Annotated in this window: 19 protein-coding genes; 11 read left to right on the plus strand and 8 right to left on the minus strand. The window is 64.7% G+C overall.

Going from position 1 to position 20,372, the window contains the following annotated elements:
- Positions 1 to 99 precede the first annotated feature (99 nt).
- The 10 genes from fumC to IVA96_RS26940 all read left to right on the plus strand — a co-directional run bounded on the left by fumC (position 100) and on the right by IVA96_RS26940 (position 9,021).
- Complete coding sequence (gene fumC / locus IVA96_RS26895; RefSeq protein ID WP_247278524.1) at positions 100 to 1,563, plus strand: class II fumarate hydratase; 1,464 nt, start codon at positions 100 to 102, stop codon at positions 1,561 to 1,563.
- Between the two features lie 88 nt (positions 1,564 to 1,651).
- Positions 1,652 to 1,828 (plus strand): hypothetical protein, encoded by a 177-nt coding sequence (locus IVA96_RS26900; protein WP_247278523.1) that lies wholly within the window; start codon positions 1,652 to 1,654, stop codon positions 1,826 to 1,828.
- Positions 1,829 to 1,840: 12 nt separating this feature from the next.
- On the plus strand, positions 1,841 to 2,029 hold the full coding sequence (locus IVA96_RS26905; RefSeq protein WP_247278522.1) for a DUF4169 family protein: 189 nt from the start codon (positions 1,841 to 1,843) through the stop codon (positions 2,027 to 2,029).
- The gene (locus IVA96_RS26910; protein WP_247278521.1) at positions 2,026 to 2,277 is read left to right on the plus strand and encodes a ribbon-helix-helix domain-containing protein; all 252 of its coding nucleotides are present in this window, start codon (positions 2,026 to 2,028) and stop codon (positions 2,275 to 2,277) included. Before IVA96_RS26905 ends, IVA96_RS26910 begins: the two co-directional genes overlap by 4 nt.
- A 110-nt stretch (positions 2,278 to 2,387) precedes the next feature.
- Positions 2,388 to 2,663 carry a FeoA family protein gene (locus tag IVA96_RS26915; RefSeq protein ID WP_247278520.1) on the plus strand — a complete coding sequence of 92 codons (276 nt, stop codon included), beginning with the start codon at positions 2,388 to 2,390 and terminating at the stop codon, positions 2,661 to 2,663.
- Positions 2,664 to 2,686: 23 nt separating this feature from the next.
- Positions 2,687 to 4,558, plus strand: a complete 1,872-nt coding sequence (locus tag IVA96_RS26920; protein ID WP_247278519.1) for a ferrous iron transporter B — start codon at positions 2,687 to 2,689, stop codon at positions 4,556 to 4,558.
- A gap of 222 nt (positions 4,559 to 4,780) precedes the next feature.
- A complete protein-coding gene (locus IVA96_RS26925; protein ID WP_247278518.1) occupies positions 4,781 to 5,278 on the plus strand; it encodes a GNAT family N-acetyltransferase in 498 nt (165 codons plus the stop codon).
- A 92-nt stretch (positions 5,279 to 5,370) separates the two neighbouring features.
- Positions 5,371 to 5,607 carry a hypothetical protein gene (locus IVA96_RS26930; protein ID WP_247278517.1) on the plus strand — a complete coding sequence of 79 codons (237 nt, stop codon included), beginning with the start codon at positions 5,371 to 5,373 and terminating at the stop codon, positions 5,605 to 5,607.
- 196 nt (positions 5,608 to 5,803) lie between these two features.
- The gene (locus IVA96_RS26935; RefSeq protein WP_247278516.1) at positions 5,804 to 7,318 is read left to right on the plus strand and encodes an ATPase domain-containing protein; all 1,515 of its coding nucleotides are present in this window, start codon (positions 5,804 to 5,806) and stop codon (positions 7,316 to 7,318) included.
- Positions 7,315 to 9,021 carry a response regulator gene (locus tag IVA96_RS26940; protein WP_247278515.1) on the plus strand — a complete coding sequence of 569 codons (1,707 nt, stop codon included), beginning with the start codon at positions 7,315 to 7,317 and terminating at the stop codon, positions 9,019 to 9,021. Before IVA96_RS26935 ends, IVA96_RS26940 begins: the two co-directional genes overlap by 4 nt.
- A 27-nt stretch (positions 9,022 to 9,048) precedes the next feature.
- Here IVA96_RS26940 and IVA96_RS26945 read toward each other — a convergent pair whose 3' ends face one another.
- The 6 genes from IVA96_RS26945 to IVA96_RS26970 all read right to left on the minus strand — a co-directional run bounded on the left by IVA96_RS26945 (position 9,049) and on the right by IVA96_RS26970 (position 17,023).
- Positions 9,049 to 9,777 (minus strand): Crp/Fnr family transcriptional regulator, encoded by a 729-nt coding sequence (locus tag IVA96_RS26945; RefSeq protein WP_247278514.1) that lies wholly within the window; start codon positions 9,775 to 9,777, stop codon positions 9,049 to 9,051.
- Positions 9,778 to 9,935: 158 nt separating this feature from the next.
- On the minus strand, positions 9,936 to 10,184 hold the full coding sequence (locus IVA96_RS26950) for a hypothetical protein (protein WP_247278513.1): 249 nt from the start codon (positions 10,182 to 10,184) through the stop codon (positions 9,936 to 9,938).
- A gap of 54 nt (positions 10,185 to 10,238) precedes the next feature.
- Positions 10,239 to 10,475 (minus strand): hypothetical protein, encoded by a 237-nt coding sequence (locus tag IVA96_RS26955; RefSeq protein WP_247278512.1) that lies wholly within the window; start codon positions 10,473 to 10,475, stop codon positions 10,239 to 10,241.
- Between the two features lie 12 nt (positions 10,476 to 10,487).
- Positions 10,488 to 11,606, minus strand: a complete 1,119-nt coding sequence (locus IVA96_RS26960) for a DUF2336 domain-containing protein (RefSeq protein WP_247420273.1) — start codon at positions 11,604 to 11,606, stop codon at positions 10,488 to 10,490.
- Positions 11,607 to 11,874: 268 nt separating this feature from the next.
- Positions 11,875 to 15,498: an AsmA-like C-terminal region-containing protein gene (locus tag IVA96_RS26965; protein ID WP_247278510.1), complete on the minus strand. Its 3,624-nt coding sequence runs from the start codon at positions 15,496 to 15,498 to the stop codon at positions 11,875 to 11,877.
- Positions 15,499 to 15,778: 280 nt separating this feature from the next.
- Positions 15,779 to 17,023: a cytochrome P450 gene (locus tag IVA96_RS26970; protein WP_247420276.1), complete on the minus strand. Its 1,245-nt coding sequence runs from the start codon at positions 17,021 to 17,023 to the stop codon at positions 15,779 to 15,781.
- Between the two features lie 131 nt (positions 17,024 to 17,154).
- Between IVA96_RS26970 and IVA96_RS26975 the strand changes: the two genes are divergently transcribed.
- On the plus strand, positions 17,155 to 17,766 hold the full coding sequence (locus IVA96_RS26975) for a TetR/AcrR family transcriptional regulator (RefSeq protein ID WP_247420279.1): 612 nt from the start codon (positions 17,155 to 17,157) through the stop codon (positions 17,764 to 17,766).
- Positions 17,767 to 17,866: 100 nt separating this feature from the next.
- Here the strand turns inward: IVA96_RS26975 and IVA96_RS26980 are convergent, their stop codons facing one another.
- Together IVA96_RS26980 and IVA96_RS26985 are read right to left on the minus strand one after the other, a co-directional pair.
- On the minus strand, positions 17,867 to 19,165 hold the full coding sequence (locus IVA96_RS26980; RefSeq protein WP_247278507.1) for an MFS transporter: 1,299 nt from the start codon (positions 19,163 to 19,165) through the stop codon (positions 17,867 to 17,869).
- Positions 19,166 to 19,389: 224 nt separating this feature from the next.
- Positions 19,390 to 20,367 (minus strand): NAD(P)-dependent oxidoreductase, encoded by a 978-nt coding sequence (locus IVA96_RS26985; RefSeq protein ID WP_247278506.1) that lies wholly within the window; start codon positions 20,365 to 20,367, stop codon positions 19,390 to 19,392.
- Between the last annotated feature and the right edge of the window lie 5 nt (positions 20,368 to 20,372).

A 20,372-nucleotide genomic window follows, 5' to 3' on the forward strand; every position in this document is an offset into this window, starting at 1 on the left:
GATTGGGCTCGCCCCGTCTCGCGCGGCCGGACTCCCTATATATCCGACTCCCTATATAGAAGGCATATCAAGGGGCCGCGCGGCATTCCGCACGGCGAAATGGATGTGCTCATGGCCAAGACTGCCCACTCAGAGACTGCCCGCTCAGAAACTGCTCGCTCGAAGACCGACCGCCCCGCCACCCGCACCGAGACCGATAGTTTTGGCCCCATCGAGGTCGCCGCCGACCGCTATTGGGGGGCGCAGACCGAACGCTCGCGCCAGAATTTTCGCATCGGCACGGATCGCATGCCGATCTCGCTGGTGCATGCGCTCGGCATCGTCAAGCTCGCCGCGGCACAGTCCAATCGCGAACTTGGCCTGCTCGACCAGCGCCGCGCCAACGCCATCATCCGCGCCGCGCGCGAGGTGATCGAGGGCAAGCTCGACGATCATTTCCCGCTGGTGGTGTGGCAGACCGGCTCCGGCACGCAGACCAATATGAACCTCAACGAGGTCATCGCAAACCGTGCCAACGAGCTGCTCGGCGGCGAGCTCGGTGCCAAGAAGCCGGTGCATCCCAACGACCACGTCAACATGAGTCAGTCGTCGAACGACTCTTTTCCCACCGCGATGCACATTGCCGCCGCAAGCCGCATCAATGCCGATCTCGTCCCTGCGCTCGATGAGCTGCTCCGCGCGCTGCGCAAGAAGGAGGAGGAGTTTTCCAAGATCGTGAAGATCGGCCGAACCCACACCCAGGATGCGACGCCGCTGACGCTCGGCCAGGAGTTTTCGGGCTATGCCGCGCAGGTCGAGAGCGGCATCGCCCGGCTCAAGATCGCGGTGAAGGAGCTCTATCCGCTGGCGCAGGGCGGCACCGCCGTCGGCACCGGCCTCAACTCCAAGCCGCGCTTTGCAAAGCTGTTCGCAAAGCACGTTGCCGGGATCACGAAGCTGCCCTTCACCAGCGCCGCCAACAAATTCGAGGCGCTGGCCTCGAACGATGCCTATGTGCTGGCGCACGGCGCCATCAATTCGGTGGCGACGGGCCTGTTCAAGATCGCCAACGACATCCGCCTGCTCGGATCCGGCCCGCGCTCGGGCCTGGGTGAGCTGATCCTGCCGGAGAACGAGCCGGGCTCCTCGATCATGCCGGGCAAGGTCAATCCGACGCAGTGCGAGGCGATGACCATGGTGTGCTGCCAGGTGTTCGGCAATCACACCGCGATCACGGTCGCCGGCAGCCAGGGCCATTTCGAGCTCAACGTCTACAAGCCGGTGTTGGCCTACAACATGCTGCACTCGATCCGCTTACTGGCGGACGCCGCGCGCTCCTTCACCGAACATTGCGTCAGCGGCATCCGCGCCGACGAGACGCGCATCAAGGAGCTGATGCAGCGCTCGCTGATGCTGGTGACGGCGCTCGCGCCGAAAATCGGCTACGACAATGCGGCCAAGGTGGCCAAGACCGCGCATGCCAACGGCACCACGCTGAAGGAAGAGGCGCTGCGGCTCGGCTTCGTTTCGGCCGATGAATTCGACCGCCTGGTCCGCCCTGAGAAGATGACCAGCCCGGGATAAATTCCGAATTCCGCTAGCCATCCGTAGTGATACGGACGCCAGACCCGCAGAAATATGCGGCTTTGGGGACGGGATTTGATTACCGTCAATGGCGCTGCGGGGCGGCGTGCTGCGCAGCCCTTCTGCCCTCGACGGGGGCGAAATTCATCGTTTGATGGCCGAGTGGCCGATTGACGAGGACGAGCGAATGGCAATCAAGTCTTTGGGGGCGCAATGCAGCGCCCGGTTTCTGAACGTTTCAACCTGCCTGAAGAGGATCGGGTGATGGAGACGCGGCATGGGGAACGTCATCAACCTGAATCGTTTCAGGAAGCGCGCCGAGCGGGAAGCCTCGGCGAAGCAGGCGGACGCCAACCGGGCGAAGTTCGGCCGCACGAAAGCGGAGCGGTCGGCGGAGGAGAAGCGGGCGGACCGGGCGAAGGAGCATCTGGATCAGCACCAGATCGATCGCGAGGAGCAGCCATGAAGTCGCCCGTCGTGAAACGGTCGATCGTCGTCGCCGGCCACAAGACCAGCGTCAGCCTGGAAGAGGCGTTCTGGAACGGCATGAAGGAGATCTCGGGCCTGCGCAACATGACGCTGTCCGAGTTGGTCGGCGAGATCGACAGTAACCGCCAGCAGGGTAATCTGTCGTCGGCGATCCGCCTGTTCGTCCTGGACTACTTCAAGAGCCGCGCCATGACCGTCCAGCCGGAAAAGGTCTCGGCCCAGTAGCTGCGGGGACTTTCCCGGGCGACCTGCTCTGCACTTTAAAATCACTCTAAGGTGCAGCTTCGGCGAGCAAGCGCGCTTGACCTCAATGCCCTGGGTTGAAAATACAGGGCATGACCGACACCAACGATACGCGTTCGCAGATGCCGCTGGGCCTGGCGCAGCGCGGCTATACCGGCGTCATCCAGCATCTGTCTGCCCGCGAGGCGGGCTCGGCGCTGTCGGACATCGAGCTCGAGAGCCGGCTGATCGAACTCGGCTTCGTCGAGGGCGCCCGGGTCGAGGTCCTGCATGAGGGGCTGGTCGGACGCGACCCGATCGCCGTGCGGGTCGACAATATCACCATCGCGGTCCGTCGTCGCGAAGCCATGGCCATCATCGTCGCTTAGATAGCGGCCGGATATTTGCTCCCATGGAATTACCCCTGCTGCATCTCGCCTTGGTCGGCACACCAAACAGCGGCAAGACCTCGCTGTTCAATGCCCTGACCGGCAGCCGGCAGAAGGTGGCGAACTATCCGGGCGTCACGGTCGAGCGCAAGGAAGGCTTTTTCGTCACGCCGCTCGGTCGCCAGGTCTCCGTGGTCGACCTGCCCGGCACCTACTCGCTGCGCGGCCGCAGCCCGGACGAGGAGATCACCCGCGACTTCGTGCTCGGCAAGGCCTCCGGCGAGACGATGCCCGATCTGGTGCTGTGCGTGGCCGACGCGACCAATCTGCGCCTGACCATCCGCCTGCTGCTCGAGCTCAAGCGCACGGGACGGCCGATGATCCTCGTGCTCAACATGTTCGACATCGCCACGCGCCGCGGCATCAATGTCGACGTGGAACGGCTCGCCAAGGAGCTCGACGTGCCCGTGGTCACCTCGATCGCGGTGCGCAAGGGCGGCACGGCCGATCTGTTGCAGCTGACCGACGAGATCTCGTCCAAGCTCGCCGCCGAGCTGCGCGAGAACAGCTGGCGCGCGCTCAGCGTCTCCGAGCTGCGCGCAACCCAGCGCGAGGCCGACCGCATCATCGCCGATTGCGTCAGCCTGCCTGCTAGTCCCGACACCTTGACCGCCCGGATCGACGCGATCGTGCTGCATCCCGTCGGCGGCCTCATCGTGCTCGCGCTGATCCTGTTCGTGATGTTCCAGGCGGTGTTCGCCTGGGCGCAGCCGCTGATGGAGCTGCTCAACTCCGGCTTCGATGCGCTGGGCGAGCTGGTCCACAACACCCTCCCCGCCGGCCTGCTCCAGAGCTTCCTTCAGAACGGTGTGATCTCGGGCGTCGGCAGCGTCATCGTGTTCCTGCCGCAGATCATCATCATATTCTTATTCATCCTGCTCCTGGAAGATTTCGGCTACATGGCGCGCGCCGCGTTCCTGATGGACCGCATCATGGGCGGCGCCGGCTTGCACGGCCGCGCCTTCATTCCGCTGTTGTCGAGCTTTGCCTGCGCCATTCCAGGCATCATGGCAACGCGCGTCATCGACAACAAGCGCGACCGGCTGACCACGATCCTGATCGCGCCGCTGATGACCTGCTCGGCGCGCATTCCGGTCTACACGCTGATCATCTCCGCCTTCATTCCGGCCAGGGACGTCTGGGGCTTCATCAACTTGCAAGGCCTCGTGATGTTCGGCCTCTATGCCACCGGCATCGCCAGCGCGCTGCTGGTCTCGTTCGTGATCAAGTTCTTCATGCTGCGCGACTATGCCCCGGCGCCGTTCATGCTGGAGCTGCCGGACTACAAAGTGCCGCAGCTAAAATCGATCGCGATCGGCATCTACACCCGAGCGAAGATGTTTTTGCAGCGCGCCGGCACCACGATCTTCTCGATGATGGTGCTGATCTGGTTCCTGGCTTCGTTCCCGCAGCCGCCTGCGGGCGCCACGGAGCCGGCGATCGATTTCAGCCTGGCTGCGATCATCGGCAAGGCGCTCGAGCCGCTGCTCGCGCCGGTCGGCTTCAACTGGCAGATCGCGGTCGCCCTGATCCCCGGCATGGCGGCGCGCGAGGTCGCGGTCGCAGCCCTCGGCACCGTCTATGCGATCGAGGGCGGCAAGGAGGCGGCCGAGCAGATCGGTCAGGTGCTGGCGACGAAATGGTCGCTCGCGACCGCCCTGTCGATGCTGGCCTGGTACATCTTCGCCCCGCAATGCGCCTCCACGCTGGCGGTGATCCGGCGCGAGACCGGAAGCTGGGCCTGGATGGCCGTGACCTTCACCTACATGCTGCTGCTGGCCTATGCGGCGAGCCTCGTCACCTACAATGTCGCGGTCGCGCTAGGGGCGGGCTAAAGCCCCTCCCAAGACAAAAGCTGCGAAAACAACCCCATGCACAGTAGACAGGGGTCATGAAATCAATGGCTTACGCGTGTGCGAAAGTCATCCGACCATAGACGGGATAACCGGCCGAAATTCGGAAAATCAGTTGACCCGTCGGGCAAAACACCGGCATGATGGCATCGTCACCTTCAACGCCATCAAGATCGCGGCCAGTCCGAAATCGCCATCGGCTTCATGGATCACTTCAGCACCGACAGACTGACCGCCGAGAGGTTGCACGAAAACCACCTCGCCGACCTCGTCGCACTCCATCTCGATCCCGATGTCTCGCGCTATATCGGCGGCGTACGCTCGGCCGAGACGACGACGAATTATCTCGCCACCAACATGGCGCATTGGGACGAGCATGGCTTCGGGCTGTGGACGCTGCGATCGAAAGACGGGGCGTTCGCCGGGCGGGCGGGAATCCGGCACATCCTCGTCGACGACGTCGCCGAGATCGAGATTGCCTACGCGTTCAAGCGCGATCTCTGGGGCCAGGGACTTGCGAGCGAGATCGCGAGCGCGCTGACGGACATTGGGCTGTCGCAGCTCGCGCTGCCATCCCTCATCGGCATCGTCTATGTCGCGAATGGCGCATCGCGCCGCGTGCTGGAGAAGTCGCACTATCTGCTCGAGCGGCGCACGAACCGTCACGGCGAGGACGTCGCGATCTACCGCAAACGGCGGTGAGAGACTGATCCGGGACGTCTCGCCATCTGCCGGTAGACTAGTCGGCTCGCGCAGCTGCGGAACGTATCGGGCTACCTCAGCATTCTCCCGCCATGCCCAGGTACTTCTTCCACGTCCACGACGTCGAACCGAGCTCCGATCAGCACGGCGAGGACCTGCCAGATGACGAAGCCGCCTGGCGCGAAGCCACGAGCTTTGCCGGGCAGCTCTTCAAGGACATCGACGGCAGGTTTCGGCCCGGCCAAGCATGGAGCCTGGAAGTGACCGATGAAGCCGGTAAGCCAATTTATCGGATCCAAATAACCTCAAAGGGCCAGATAAGCTCATAGGGGAACGGCGGCCTCAGGCCGACACGCGGCGGGCCCCCCGATCACCTTCCGCTAAGAGCGCGGGCCGTCAGGCCCGGTGGAACCCGGCGGCGGCGCGAGAGTTCCTTACCGATCTTACAGTGCAAATGCGGCTGCTCGCCTCGGGGCCCTTGGGGCAAGCAGCTGCGCTCTAGTAAACAAGTGCAACGGGGGTTCAATGACCGGTACGTCGAGGCCTGTGTCGGACAGTCATCTCAAAGATCTGCCGAGAGTTTCGACGGGCAGCGACGGCTTGGATGACATCCTGGGCGGCGGCTTGGACGCCAACCGGATGTATCTTTATGAGGGACGGCCCGGCACCGGCAAGACCACCATCGCCCTCCAATTCCTTCTCAGGGGCGTGCGCGATGGCGAACGCGTGCTTTATATCTCGCTATCTGAAACGAGGCGGGAGCTGGAGCTTGTCGCGCATCGGCACGGCTGGTCTTTGCAAGGCGTGGACATCTTTGAACTGGTCCCGCCGGAGACAACGCTCGATCCCGAACGCGAGCTCACGGTGTTCCATCCCGCAGAGATGGAGCTGAGCGAAACCACCAATTTGATTTTCAAGGAGGTCGAACGCGTTGATCCCACTCGCGTGGTGCTCGACAGCCTGTCCGAACTGCGCCTGCTGGCTCAAAACCCGCTGCGATACAGACGCCAGGTTTTGGCTCTGAAGCATTATTTCACCAATCGAAATTGCACGGTGGTCCTCCTCGACGATCTCTCATCGTCCCAGGACGACCTGCAGCTTCATTCCATCGCACACGGCGTCGTTATGCTCGAACAGCTGGCAATCGAGTACGGGGCCGAGCGGCGACGGCTTCGCGTGATCAAGATGCGCGGCATAAAGTTTCGCGGCGGCTACCACGATTTCACGATCTCGGAGGGCGGCTTGCGGATATTCCCCAGGCTGGTCGCGGCCGAACATCACAAGCCCTTTTCCGGCGAGTTCACGCCCAGCGGCAGCGCCGAGCTCGACCAATTGCTGGGAGGCGGCCTCGAGCGCGGCACCAACGCACTTCTCATTGGCGCTGCCGGGGTCGGCAAATCGTCGCTAGCGCTGACCTATGCGATAGCGGCGGCGGAACGTGGCGAGCACGCCGTGTTCTTCGCCTTCGATGAAGGCCGGGGCACCGTGGAGGCGCGAGCCCGCACGCTCGGCCTGCCTCTCCAGGAGCACATTGACTCGGGGCGAATTCGGTTTCAGCAGATAGATCCCGCCGAATTGTCGCCCGGCGAGTTCACGGCGAGCCTGCGCCGGAGCGTCGAGGTCGACAATGCGCGCGTGGTGATCATCGACAGTCTGAACGGTTACTTGAATGCGATGCCGGATGAGCGGTTTCTCATCCTGCAGATGCATGAACTCCTGAGCTACCTGGCACAGCAGGGCGTGTTGACCATCCTTATCCTCGCTCAGCATGGACTGGTCGGCCCGATGGATACGCCGCTCGACATCAGCTATTTGAGCGATTCGGTCTTGATGCTGCGCTATTTCGAGTTCGGCGGACGAGTGCGGCGCGCCTTGTCTGTCGTCAAGAAGCGCAGCGGCAATCACGAGCATAGTATCCGCGAGTTTCGGCTCGGCAGCACCGGGATCAAACTGGGCCCACCCCTCAATGAATTCAGCGGCATCTTTTCCGGCAATCCGCGTTATACCGGCTCGGAACTCCCGGAAGGACTGGCGGAATGAGCGCCCGCCGGGACAACCGTGTTCTCGTATATGCGCCCATCGGCCGGGACGGACCGGCATCGGCCGAGCTTTTCCGCGGCGCGGATCTGGACGCGGTCAACTGCCGAAGCCTGCTCCAACTCGTCAGCGAGATGGCCGCTGGCGTGGGCACCGTGTTTCTGGCGGAGGAGGGATTGTTCGGGAAAGACACGGCGCCGCTGGCACAATGGATCGCGAACCAACCGCCATGGTCCGACCTCCCATTTGTCGTTCTCACCAGCCATCGAGAGCAGCCGGCGGTCGTCGCCTGGCGCCGCAGCATCGTCGAGCTTTTGCGTAACGTTTCGCTGCTCGAGCGGCCGGTGCAGCCGATTACGCTGACCAGCGCGGTGCAATCCGCGATGCGGGCACGGCGGCGTCAATACGAGATCCGGGCTCTGCTTGAGGCGCGCGAGCAGACGGCGCAGGAGCTCGAGAAGCTGGTGATCGAGCGGACGCGAGAGCTGAAGGAGGCCAACGAGCAGCTTCGCCTCGAAATGAACGAGCGCGCTCGCGTGGAGGAAACGTTACGCCAGGCCCAGAAAATCGAAGCCATCGGCCAGCTCACCGGCGGCGTGGCTCACGACTTCAACAATCTGCTGATGGTGATTTCCGGCGGGCTCGACATGCTCGACCGCCAGACAGATCCAAACCGGCGCCGGCGTCTGATGGACGGGATGATCCAGGCGGCGCAGCGCGGCGCCAGCCTGACGAAGCAGCTTCTGGCGTTTTCCCGCCGGCAGACGCTTCGGCCGGAGCCCGTCGACGTCGCCGCTCAGATTGGCGGCATGCGCGAACTGCTCGATCGCAGCCTGAGGGGCGATGTTCATGTCGAGTTCGATTTTCCGGATTCGCTGTGGCCGGTAGAGGTCGATCCCGGTGAGCTCGAGCTGGTCATTCTCAATCTGGCCGTCAACGCACGCGACGCCATGCCCAACGGCGGCACGATCGTCGTGCGCGGGGAAAATCTACCCGACCTGAAGGACCAAGAGATCTCCGGCGATTATGTGCGTCTCTCAGTTATCGACACCGGTATTGGGATGGCTCCGGGCGTCTTGTCCCGCGTCTTCGAGCCGTTCTTCACGACCAAGGACGTCGGAAAGGGCTCGGGCCTTGGGCTGGCGCAGGTTCATGGATTTGCGACGCAGTCGCGGGGCACGGTGCGCATCCAATCGGAGGTCGGCCGCGGCACCAGCATCGAGCTGTACCTGCCGAGATCGTTGGACGTTCCTTCCAGGGAGCGACACCTCATCGACCTCACCAGGGTGCGGCCGAAGAAGAAGAACCACGGTCGGATCCTGCTGGTCGAAGACGATGACGAGGTGGCTGCATTGGTCAGCGAGATGCTCGGCCAACTCGGCTATGACGTCACGCACGCCTCCAGCGCGGCGGCGGCGCTTGGCGCCTTGGCCGACGGGCGCTCCATCGATCTGATCTTTTCCGACATCATGATGCCGGGCGGTATGAACGGGGTCGAGCTCGCGCGAGAGATCAAGAAAAGACGCAGTGACGTACCCGTCTTGCTGACCAGTGGATACGCCGAAGCGGCCGTCCATGAAGCCGAAGCCGAGGACGTTCAGATCCTGGCAAAGCCCTATCATATCGACGAACTGGCCGCCGCCCTTCACGCGGTCAAGTCAAAGCTTCGGCTCGACACGGACTCAAGGCGCTCGAATTGCCGCTGAGCTGGGCGGAGGCACGCGAAAGCGAAATCAGACCGATGGGCGCTGATGCAGGTAGATCTTTTCGAACTGCCCTACCTCCTCCACCTTGGCCTTGTCGAGCAAGTGGAAGGTTCTGCGCTCGGTTGCGACGAGACCATCGTGACGAAGCTGCTGCAGGATCCGGTTGACGTGAACGACCGATAATCCAAGGCAGTCCGCCAGTTCGATTTGAGTAATTGGGAGCTCAAAGGACCCCTTTGTCGTGCGCCCGATCAGTTCAAGCCGCTCGTAAAGCTCTACCAACAAGTGCGCCATTCGAACACGCGCCGGCCTGCGTCCGACATTGACGATCCATTCCCTGAAAATTGCGGAGTCGATCAGCGTTTCGCGCCAGAGCGCAGCCGCTACGTTAGGTCGCCTTTGATTTAGCTCACGCAAGGTGTCGTGCTTGATGAAACCGAGGGTACATTCTGTGAGCGTCGTCAGGTCATGATCCATGACGTGCAAGTGCAGGCTCTGGAGGTCCGGGATTTCTCCCGGCATATGGAGCGAGAGAATTTGCCTCTGTCCATCCGGCGTAAGCTTGGAGCGGAATGCAAACCCATCAACGATCAGGCAGGATTCCGAGGGGCGGTCACCGTCACGCACGAAACGGTGCTGGGCCGCGACGCGCTTGCTATGGATAGAAAGTTGTTCAAGTGCCAGGACATCGTCCTGGTCGAGCCGATTGGCCTTACTGAGCTTTTGAACGAGCGCAGCCGTTAACGTTCCGGGCATCGCGCACCTCTCCGCGCTTGAGGACGTTTGAGCCGGAGAGGAACTCGCCGCTCCGGCCTATAAGGCGGGAGCACAAAACTCTCAGCCACCAGCGCCCAAGAGTCGCGGCCGGTGATCGGGGACAATCACAGGTTAAGGGGAAGGTTCCAACCGAGGGCCTAAGTTAGTTTCTGGGCTGATACCCGCTCGATCTCGAAGCGCAACGAAACCAGCAAAACCGGGCCGAAATCATCGCGAACTTCGATTGCCAGCGCCCGAAACGCCGAACCGGGCAGCACGTCCTTGGCGAAATCGGCCATCGCAGCCGAGACCATAGTTCTCACCTCCTCCAAGGAGGCGATATCGACGCCGATCTCGTCGGCGATGAAGGTCTCATTGTCCCGGGTGTCGAAGTAATAGCGTGGCATGCACGCAAACCGACTGCCAACGCGTCCGTTCCTCGGTCCCAGCCGTTTGTGCGCTCACCGGAAATACCCCAGCACCAGATCGATGTCCGAGCTGCCGGCCAGCGTGCCGTTCAGCTCGGCGTCGATGACGCGGCGGCAGGCTTCGATCGCGGCGTGGTCACCGAGGTCGTTGGCGGCTTCCAGCACGAGCCAGGCGGCCTCAACCGACGCCTTGTCCGGCGCACCGCCGAGATCGGCGGCCGGTGTCTTGTTGATCTTCTTGCGAACTGCGGTGCCGAATTGAGGCAACATTGCTGATACTCCTCAGTGTACCTGGAGCTCGGGCTGACGGCCCGCGTCGGCACCCGCGCTGTTCTTGCGCGACTGGTAGAACTTCAGGATGCTGCGCGAGGTCTCGATCTTGAGCCGGCCGTACTCGTGCTCATTGTCGTGGAGTTCGCGCGCCGTGATCAGATGATCCTTGGCGCCGAGGAACAGCAGCGACATGGTCGTGTCCCAGGAGAAGTCGAGTGCCTTGCACAGCACCAGGATCATCTCCCGATTGCGGTCCATCAGCGCACGCTCGATCACGTCGACCGGCAGCGCCGACAGCAGCGACAAGCCGATCTGCACTTCGTCGAAGCGGTGCTGGCGCGCATAGTTCGAGATCGAGTCCTGGTTGAGATTGCCCTGGCGGTATTGCGTCGTTACCACGCGCTTGGCGACGAAATAGCTGCGCGAGGACGGACCGAACTTGGACTGAAGATCGCCGGTGACCTCGGTCACCGAGCTCTGGATCTGCGTCATCATTTCGGGTCGTTCAGTCTCGAGCCGGCGGCGGACGTCTTCCGAGGCCTTGGAGATCAGCTGCTGGAAGATGTGGCGCGGCACGTCCTTGCGCAGGCCAAGCTGTTCGGCAAGGATCGAATCTCCCTCGGCGCGGCGCACCATGTGCAGCAGGCCTGAGCCGGAGAAGCGTGCGCCCTCGTTCTTCGCAACGGACGTCACCACCTCCTGGTTGCCGCGCTTGACCAGCACGTCGGTCACGGCCTCGCCGATCGACTTGCGCTGGGCGATCGCCAGCAGATGCGACTGGCTCTTGGTCATGGCGCTCTCGACCAGCATCTTCTCGTCGATACGATTGGACTCGCGCAGCACGGGACCTGCGACGTCGATCTCGTCGTCGAGCGCGAGCTTCTCGATGACATTGAAGGGAGCATGGTCGCACGCCGACATCACCTCCGAGAGCTGCACCCGCGCCGCGACTTCGATCTCGTCGGCAAGCCGCCCGATGACCTCGCCGAACATGCTGATCTCGTCGTCGCTGTAGCGGCCGGTGATCAGGATGTCGGTCGCATGCCACAATGCCTTCGCACGGCTTTCGTCGGTGCCGCGTGCGATCGCGTCGTCCAGATCCTGTAGAAGCGTTTTCGCCCCGTTCATCTCGATAACCCCCAGTTCTTGGCGAGCAGTTCTTGCCGAGCAGTTCTTGACGAGCAGCTTGGCGAGCTGTCCCGCCGCTCGTGGCAGGACACCGGATTCCTCAGGAACCGACGCTAGAGATCAAACGCGAGAATTCAGTAAAACCGGCAAATCAGTTTTGCCGACCAAAATTCATTCAAATGCGTGGGAATGGGTTTACCGGCGCGGAAGGTCTCGCTTCACCTCTTCGGAAGGGAAGGTGAAGACCGGACCTGCGGCTAGCACCGCCTCACGGATTCTGTGGCGTCAGCACCAGCGGCGGCTTCGGCTTGGGCTTGGCGGGCGGCGGGCCCGGAGCGGGCTTCACGTCGATCGGCGGCGGCAAAGGGGCAAGTTGCTGGCTTGCCAGCGGTGGGCTCGGCACAGCGGGGGCCGCGTGCGGAGCTTTCGGCGTCGGGGCAACCTTCGCCTTTACCGGTGCGCGCCGCGGATCCTGGCCAGGCAGGGGCACATTCGCAGGCGCCTGCTCCGGCGCGCCATCGGGAGAGACCAGGGTCGGCAGAGCGGCCGTGGCGGGCGGCGGCTCGCCGCGCTCGATCGCATCGAGCCGGCGCGTCTCGCGGTCGATGGTGCGCACCGCGAGCCAGGAAGACAGCGGCGCGAGATCGACGGTGCGATTGAGCTTGTCCGGAGGGCCTGCCGCGAACAGCTGGATCTCCGGCGGGGCGCCGGAGAGGCCGGTCATGATCGGCGTCAGGCTGGCGCGGATGTCGGCCTGGTCGGCGGGAATGTCGTAGCCGCCGGAGACGATGGCGCGGGCGTTCTTCGCTTCCAGCGGCGTCGCGCCGACGCGCAGGCGCCCATCGCGGATCGTGAACGGGATCTGCGCCGAAGCGACCGCGATCGGGCCTGCCGACAGCGCGGGCTCGACCAGCTGGCGCAGCCGGTTGTCGTCACTGACCTGGCCGCCGTCGCTGGCGCGGATTGCGATCTCGAAGGCGCGCGGATTGAGGCCGGCAATCTCGGCGGAGTCGAGCGTCACCGTGCCGTTGCCGGCGAGCGCGCCGGTGAGGGCCGCGACGCTGCGGCCCTGGCTGGTCAGCGCCATCTGCACCGAGGCGCGTCCCTTGGGCAGCGCGAGATTGCGGTAGCGCAGCGCCGCCGCATCGACATTGCCGAGTTCGATACGCGCGTTCAGGGCCAAGCCATTTGCGCTATTGCGCGCGTCGAGACTTGCCGACATCTCGCCGCCGCCGATGCCGCCCTTGAGCGCATCGAGCGCGAGCGACTGGCCGTCGCCGCGGATCGTGCCGGCGAAGGGGCGCAGCTCGATGCCACCGGGCAATGTGCCGCGCAATGCCTGGAAGGCGATGCGGCCGCGCCAGCCACCGATGAGCCCCGCACTCAACGGTTCGCCGGACTCATGTCCGGCGGCGCCGATTGCCATCGCGAGCGCCGGCGCAAGATCGAGCGTATCGAGGCCCACCTCGCCATCGACACTCTTGTCCTGATCGAGCGTCACCGTCAGATGGCCGCGCAGGTGCGAGCCGGCTGCGGTGCTGTCGAGATCATCGAAGGTCAGGCGATTGCCGGACAGGCTGACGCGCGAGGACAGGCTGACTTTCTGCGCTGGCTTGTCGGTCGCGCTGGTCCCGAACAGCGGCGCCAGATTGGCGTTGCGCACGCGCAGGCTCGCGCTGCCCTTTGATGCCGGCCAGTCAAAATTGCCTTGCGCATCCGCATCCAGCGCGCCCGAGAGCTTTGCGTTCACTTGCAGCGGCCGGCTCCAGGCGCCGGTCACCTTGCCTTCGAACTGCGAAGCGCCCTCGCCTGCGGCCACCACGCGATCGAGGCCGAGCAGCGCCAGCAGCGCGCCGGCCTGCGGCGCCGTTAGTTTCGTATCGAGTGTGAAGTCGCTGTTGCGCAGGCGCTCGATGTCGAAGCCGCTGACGGCGGCCACCGGCGTCTGCGCGGCCAGCGTCGCGGTCGCCTTGAGCTGCGGCGCGTCGAGATCGAACACGGCGCGGACGTTGCTGCGATCGGCATGCTCGGCATTCTTGTCGAGGCTGAGGTCGAGCTTCAGGCGCGTCGCGCCGGCCAATGCCGGCATGGCATCGAAGCGCGCCCGCACCGCGGGCGCAAACGGCTCGATCAGCGCCGTGAGCTCGTGCAGCGAATTGCCGGAGGATTTCAGCGCGAGCCTGCCGGTGACCTGGGTGCGATCGAAGCTGCCGCTCGCTTCGGTGGTCACGCCGCCAGCCTGTCCGAACCGCAAGTGCTCCAGCGATAGCGCCGCCGGGCCGTAGCCGAGCTTTGCCGCAAACGGCCGCAGCTCCTGTCCTGCGGAGATGGCGCGGCCGATATCGAGCGAGAGCTTTGCCTCCTCCGGCCATTCGCCCTGCGGCCCGGCAAGCGCGCGCACAAAACTTGCCGCGGCATCGAGGTCGAGACGATCGGCCTTGAGCTCGGCATCAATCCGGGAGCCCTTGCTGGCGCCGGTCTGGACGAAGGCGATGCGGCCCTCCACCGCACCGCCCTCGATCTCGGCCTTCAGCCTGTCGATGGCGAGATGGTTGGCGGCAATCGTCACGTCACCGGCAAGGCGCAGCGGCCGCGTGCTGCGCCGGTTGATCTCGCTGCGGCCCTGCAGCCAAGCCAGCAGCGTATCGGGATCGGACGATTCGACGCTGAGGCGGCCGCTGAAGCTGTCGGCGCCGGGAGTCGCGCCATTGAGCGAGAGCTGCGTCATGCCGGGAGCGCGCAGCTCGAGCCGCTGGAAGGTCCAGGATCGTCCGTCGGTCTGAAGCTCGGCCGTGATGTTCTGGAGCGGACGGCCGCCGAGCATGATCTGGTCGGAGTTGAATTCGATCTGCGCCGGGATCGGCGCCTGCGGGATCGCGGCCAGCCCTGCGCGCAGCGCCGGCAGGACACGCTGCGGATCGGCATCGTCCTTGGCAGCATCCTTGGCCGCCAGCTTGTCGGCATCGACCTGCCGCGCCGAGAGCACCGCGCGCAGCAGCGGCGAGGCGCCGAACTTGAGGTCGCCGACGCCGCCGAGCTTCAGTGCGGCGTCCTCAGTACCGAAGCTGACGTCGATCTGGTCGAACTTTGCGCCGGCCGGATCGGCCTTCAGCTTCGTCGTGAGCTTCCAGGGCGTCGGCCCTACCTCGCCCGCCTTCTTCGTCGCGGGCACGGCGAGCGTCAGTGCGCCGTCGAATTTCGGCAGGCGGTTGTCGAAGGCGAGCACGCCTTCGAGATCGGCGAGGATGGCGCGCTCGCCCGGATCGATGTTGAGGTGGAGGCGGGTGGCGTTGCCGTCGGCGCTTGGGCCGGAGGAGATGCGAAACGGATAGCGCACGCCGTTGGCGGAGAAACGGCCGTCGCCGCGCAGGGAGCCGGCGAGCGAGCGCACGTCACCGGAAAAGGCGATGTCGCTCAGCTCCAGCGTCGAGCGGCTGGCGGCATCGTGCAGGGCGATGCGGCCGGTGAGATTGAGCCGCTCGATAGCGAGCGACGCGAGATTGAAGGCACCGCTCGCAGTAGACGGCAAATCGACCCGCCCGCGCGCGTCCAGGCCGAGGTCGACCGCCATGCCGCCGACCGAAAGCTCGGTGGCGCGCCATTCGCCGCGCATGAGGGAGCCAAGACTGAACTCGACGTCGAGCTTGTCGGCGCGCAGGCGGCCGAGATCGTTGTTGCCGCCGAAGGTGACCGCGCGCAGCCGCAGCGTCGGCGCCGGCAACAGCCGCGCGTCGAGCTCGCCCGCCACCCGCACCGGCACGCCGATGATTCGGCTCGCCTCCGCCTCGAACTGGGGCCGAAACTGGTTCCAGTCGACGAAGTGAGGCCCGATCAGCGCGGCCAGCAGCGCAATGATGAAGGCAATCGCCAATCCGAGCAGCGTCGTCTGCACGGGTCTCCCCTCGGCCAAAACGGCGCCCGGACCAGACCTTGCCCTCGGAAGGCTTCAGGCGGGCCGGAACAGCCCCTTATATAGGGGGAAGTATGGCGAAGTCACAGCGACCGTTGCGCGCGGAGGTTAACGCCGGCGAGAGGCCCTCATGGCGAGGAGGCGCAAAGCGCCGTCCCGAACCATAGAGGTCCCGCTTCCGCCGGCGGCCATCCTTCGAGACGCCCGCTTCGCGGGCTCCTCGGGATGAGGACCTGCGCTCGCAGAACCAGGGCTGACGCCTTTACCAGCTTGCCGGCAACCGCTTCAGGCCGCGCAGCACGAAGGTCGGCCGCCATTCCGGGGTTTCGACATCGTCGATGCGCAAATCGGGCAGCCGCCGCAGCAGCGTCGCGATGGCGATCTCGGCCTCGATGCGCGCCAATTGGGCCCCCAGGCAGAAATGGATGCCGCCGCCGAATGACAGCGGCTTCACGTTCTGGCGGGTGACGTCCAACCGGTCGGGCCGGTCGGGATAGACCGCCGGATCGCGGTTGGCCGAGCCGAGCAGGCAGAGCACGGTCTCGCCCTTGGGGATCTTCACCCCGCCGAGATCGTCGATGTCCTCCAGCGCGACGCGCCCGGTCATCTGCACCGAGGAATCGTAGCGCAGGAATTCCTCGATCGCGCCCACCATCAGCTCGGGCCGCGCCTTCAAAAGCGCGAGCTGGTCCGGATTGCGGTGGAGCGCCAGCAGGCCGTTGCCGATCAGATTGACGGTGGTCTCGTGACCGGCGCCGAACAAGAGGATGATGTTGGCGGTCAATTCCTCGTTGGTGAGCTTGTTGCCGTCCTCCTCGGCCTGCACGAGCTGGGTGATGAGATCGTCGCCGGGACTGCGGCGGCGCAGCTTGAACAGCTGCTGGAAGTACATCTGGGCCATCAGGTTGCCGGCGTTGCCCTGCTTGATCTCTTCCGGCGACAGCGGCACCGGGTCGAGCAGCCGCCCGCCGTCGCGCGAGCTCTTGTAGAAGACCTCGCGGTGCTCCTCGGGGATACCGAGCATGTCGCAGATGATGGTGACAGGCAGGCGGAAGGCGAAATCCTCGATCAGGTCCATGTGGCCGCCGTCGATCACCGCATCGATGGTCTGGTCGACAATCTCCTGGATGCGCGGGCGCATGTCCTCGACGCGGCGGGCGGTGAAGGCCTTCACGACCAGGCCGCGCAGGCGGGTGTGGTCGGGCGGATCGGCTTGCAGCATCCAGTGGCTCATGCTGCGGAACACCGGCTCGTCCATGATCTTTTCGCTATAGCGGCGCTTGGTGCGCTCGACGAAATCCTTGCCGAAGCGCTTGTCGCGCAGCACCAGGCTGACATCGGCGTGTCGGCTGGTGACGAATTGGCCGAACGGCGTCACATGGATCGGATCGATCGTGCGCAGCCGATCATAATGCGGATAGGGATCGCGGATGAAGTCCGGCGACAGCGGGTTGAACAGCTGATCGCTGTTCGGGCCTTGATTCGCGCCTTGCACTTGCTCGTTCACGGTGACCTCAGATCGGTTGCCGCATGACACGAATACGCAAAGCTGTCCCACAGCCCGGCGTAACCATCCCTTTCGAATTATCAACTCGATACATTGTTGTATCGAATTGCATTCTGCCCTAAGCTGCCGGGATGTCAAGAGTGAGAACCAGGCCGACCAGGGACGATACGCGCGACAGATTGTTCGAGGCGGCCGCGCGCGTGTTCGAGCAAGACGGCATTGGCGGCGCCAGCATCGAGGCGATCGCGGCCGCGGCGGGTTTTACCCGCGGCGCGTTCTATTCCAACTTCAAGAGCAAGGACGAGCTGATCATCGGCATGCTCGAGGACCATGTCGAGCAGTCGATCCGGCGCAACATGGACATCCTCGCGCAGCACGACAATCTCGACGATTTCATCGCGGCGCTGAAGACGATGGACCGCAGCAAGCAGGATCCACTCGGCCGCTCGCCGCTGCTGCACATGGAGATGATCCTGTTCGTCGCGCGCGCCGAGAAGCGCCGCCCGGAACTTGCAAAACGCCTGCGCGCGCGGCGCAAGCTGGTCGCCGACATCGTCGAGGCGACGTTGAAGAGCAACGGGCGGAATGACAGTCTGAACCCGCCCTGGATGGCCTCCGTCGTGCTCGCACTGGAAGACGGCTTCCGCCTGCACCGGCTGATCGACCCCGAGACGACGCCGGCCGACAGCTTTTTGCGCGCGATCACGGATCTGCGGCGGAGGACCGGGTTGGCGTCGGAATAGGATGTCGCTTCGCAGGACCGTCGCGTTTCCACGTCCCACTAAGAGGCGGCATGCTTAACGTGCCGCCAGGGCGACGGCGGCAACGCGGTGCATGCGGAACCTACTGTGCAGCTTCGCTCTGGACCGCGTGCAGCCGGCCGGCCACCACCCGCACCTTGCGCGGCGCGGCCCGCCAGATCGACAGCGCCGACAATGCGCTCACGATCACGGCAATGCCGAAGGCGAGCGTGTAATCGCCGGCGCGATCGTAGAGAAAGCCGGTCACCCAGGGACCGGCGGCACCGCCCGCCAGCGCGGCCAGCATGATCGTGCCGAAGATGCTGCCCTGGTGCCGGCCCTGGAAGATCTCGAACACCACAGCGCCCATGATCGAGGTGAGGCCGTAGCCGAGCGCGCCTTGCGTGAACACCATGAGATAGACCAGCCACAATGATGGCTGGAACTTCAGCGCTATCAGCGCCGCGAAGCAGACGGCAAAACCCGCGCAGCTGATCGCCCACACCCATTCCCGCCCGATCCGGTCGGAGACATGGCCGAGCAGGATCTGGCCGGGAATGCCGAGCAGGCTGACGATGCCGAGCGCCCACACCGCGACACCAGGGCTGAAGCCGATGTCGAGCAGGAATTTGGTCTGGTGCACCTGCACCGCGTACCAGATGTACAGGCCGCAGAAATAACCGAACGCGATCCACCAAAATCGTGCAGTTGCGACGGCACGCTTCAGCGTCCATTCGGTGCCGGCCCAGACCGGATCGACGACATTGGAGACGGGCTTTGCCGCTCCCGCGAGCCGGGCGGCATCGCCGTCCGGCTCAAGGCCGATGTCCTCGGGGCGCTTGCGCAGCAGCAGATTGATGGGCGCCAGAACGATCAGGACCAGCAGCCCCATCGCGGTGCAGGCGGTGCGCCAGCCGGTCTGTTCGATCATGTGCTGCACCCATGGCAGCAGCGTCACCGAGCCGATGCCGACGCCGGCGAACGCGATACCGATGGCGAAGCCGCGCTTGCGGATGAACCAGTTCGGCAGGAACAGCGACTGGCCGGAATAGCCGAGACAGACCGAGCCGGCGCCGACCATGACGCCGATGGTGACGTAGAGATGCCAGGGCGCGCTGGTGAGCGGCGCGAGCAGCAGGCCGCCGCCCATCAGCACGACGCCGAGCTCCATCACGGCGCGCGGGCCGGCGCGGTCCATGAGGCGGCCGATCAGCGGGCTGACCACGCCCGACACCACGAAGCCGAAGGAGAACGCCCCCGCGGTGACGCCACGCTCCCAGCCGAACTCGGAGATGATGGGAGGAAAGAACAATGAAAAGGCGGTGCGCGCGTTGACGCCAATGGCCATGGTGACGAAGGTCACGGCGACTACGACCCAGCCGTAGAAGAACGGAAACCGCATGTTTGTGTTTCATCCCTGGACGATCCTTCCGACCATCCGGAGATGCCCGGGTCAAGCGCTTTTCGTGCATGCCTCTTGAGCGGCAGCGCAATCGCATATGAGAGCGGCCCTGCGGCGATCGTCCATGATCTCGATCTCCAGCCGCTGCGGCGGCAGGCCCGAATCTGCGCGCACCGCCAAGATCATCTCGGCCGAAGGAGGGACGCTCAAGCGGTGGATCGTCTTTAAGGCCGCCGCGTCCAGTGGTCGGCATTGACGGCGCCTTGCGGGATCGCTCCCTTCACGATCGCTTCGACCTGACGCACCGTTTCCAGGGACTGATATTCGATTGCCTGCGGGGTCAGGCCGCCGACATGCGGCGTGGCGATCACGTTCGGCAGTTTCGCCAGCTCGGGCGTCGGCATCTGATCGGGCGCGCGGCCGACATCCATGGCCGCGCCGGCGATGCGATGCTCGATCAATGCCCGCGCCAGCGCCGCCTCGTCGACGAGATTGCCGCGCGAGAGATTGATGAAGACGGCATGCTTCTGCATGCGCGCCAGTGCCGCTTCCCCAATCAGGTTCTCGGTCTGCTCGTTGGCCACCGCGAGGCAGACGACGTAGTCCGACGCGGCGAGCAGCTCATCAAGACCGACCTGCCGGATCGCAGCATCACTGACGGTCGCGAAGGGATCGGCGACCAGCACCTCCATGCGCAGCACTTTTGCCACCTCGGCGAGATAGCGCCCGATGCTGCCATAGCCGATGATGCCGATCCGGCTGCCCGCGAGCTGGCGGCCCATCCGTGCTTCCGCCTTGCGGCCGGCCTGGTAGTCGGCGGTGGTTCGCGAGACGCCGCGGGAGAGATCGACCATGAAGCCGAGCGCGAGCTCGGCCACCGCCTGCACGAAGCCCGGGCCGGCACGGGTCACGAGCACGCCCGCCCTCGATGCCGCGTCGACATTGACGTTGCGGATGTCGACGGCGCAGCGGACGAATGCACACAGGCGCGGCAGCTGCGCAAAGATCTCGCCGCGCCCCTCCGTCATGCGATCGGCAACGATGATGTCAACGTCCTTGGCCGCACGCACGAGCCCGGCAGCGTCGAGCGGCTCGTCGCCATCGTGCAGCATCACCTCGGCGGTCGCGCGCAGGCCGTCCAGGCTGCGATCGCCGTAATAGTTCCGGCGCATCTCCGGCGTGTGAGCGAGCAGGACTTTCACGACGA

The sequence above is a fragment of the Bradyrhizobium sp. 159 genome, assembly GCF_023073795.1.
Classification (GTDB): Bacteria; Pseudomonadota; Alphaproteobacteria; order Rhizobiales; family Xanthobacteraceae; genus Bradyrhizobium.

Excerpts from the sequence above, each read along its gene's own strand:
- fumC (WP_247278524.1), top strand. The coding sequence starts at position 100 with ATGGATGTGCTCATGGCCAAGACTGCCCACTCAGAGACTGCCCGCTCA.
- IVA96_RS26900 (WP_247278523.1), top strand. The coding sequence starts at position 1,652 with ATGGCGCTGCGGGGCGGCGTGCTGCGCAGCCCTTCTGCCCTCGACGGG.
- IVA96_RS26905 (WP_247278522.1), top strand. The coding sequence starts at position 1,841 with ATGGGGAACGTCATCAACCTGAATCGTTTCAGGAAGCGCGCCGAGCGG.
- IVA96_RS26910 (WP_247278521.1), top strand. The coding sequence starts at position 2,026 with ATGAAGTCGCCCGTCGTGAAACGGTCGATCGTCGTCGCCGGCCACAAG.
- IVA96_RS26915 (WP_247278520.1), top strand. The coding sequence starts at position 2,388 with ATGACCGACACCAACGATACGCGTTCGCAGATGCCGCTGGGCCTGGCG.
- IVA96_RS26920 (WP_247278519.1), top strand. The coding sequence starts at position 2,687 with ATGGAATTACCCCTGCTGCATCTCGCCTTGGTCGGCACACCAAACAGC.
- IVA96_RS26925 (WP_247278518.1), top strand. The coding sequence starts at position 4,781 with ATGGATCACTTCAGCACCGACAGACTGACCGCCGAGAGGTTGCACGAA.
- IVA96_RS26930 (WP_247278517.1), top strand. The coding sequence starts at position 5,371 with ATGCCCAGGTACTTCTTCCACGTCCACGACGTCGAACCGAGCTCCGAT.
- IVA96_RS26935 (WP_247278516.1), top strand. The coding sequence starts at position 5,804 with ATGACCGGTACGTCGAGGCCTGTGTCGGACAGTCATCTCAAAGATCTG.
- IVA96_RS26940 (WP_247278515.1), top strand. The coding sequence starts at position 7,315 with ATGAGCGCCCGCCGGGACAACCGTGTTCTCGTATATGCGCCCATCGGC.
- IVA96_RS26945 (WP_247278514.1), bottom strand. The coding sequence starts at position 9,777 with ATGCCCGGAACGTTAACGGCTGCGCTCGTTCAAAAGCTCAGTAAGGCC.
- IVA96_RS26950 (WP_247278513.1), bottom strand. The coding sequence starts at position 10,184 with ATGCCACGCTATTACTTCGACACCCGGGACAATGAGACCTTCATCGCC.
- IVA96_RS26955 (WP_247278512.1), bottom strand. The coding sequence starts at position 10,475 with ATGTTGCCTCAATTCGGCACCGCAGTTCGCAAGAAGATCAACAAGACA.
- IVA96_RS26960 (WP_247420273.1), bottom strand. The coding sequence starts at position 11,606 with ATGAACGGGGCGAAAACGCTTCTACAGGATCTGGACGACGCGATCGCA.
- IVA96_RS26975 (WP_247420279.1), top strand. The coding sequence starts at position 17,155 with ATGTCAAGAGTGAGAACCAGGCCGACCAGGGACGATACGCGCGACAGA.
- IVA96_RS26980 (WP_247278507.1), bottom strand. The coding sequence starts at position 19,165 with ATGCGGTTTCCGTTCTTCTACGGCTGGGTCGTAGTCGCCGTGACCTTC.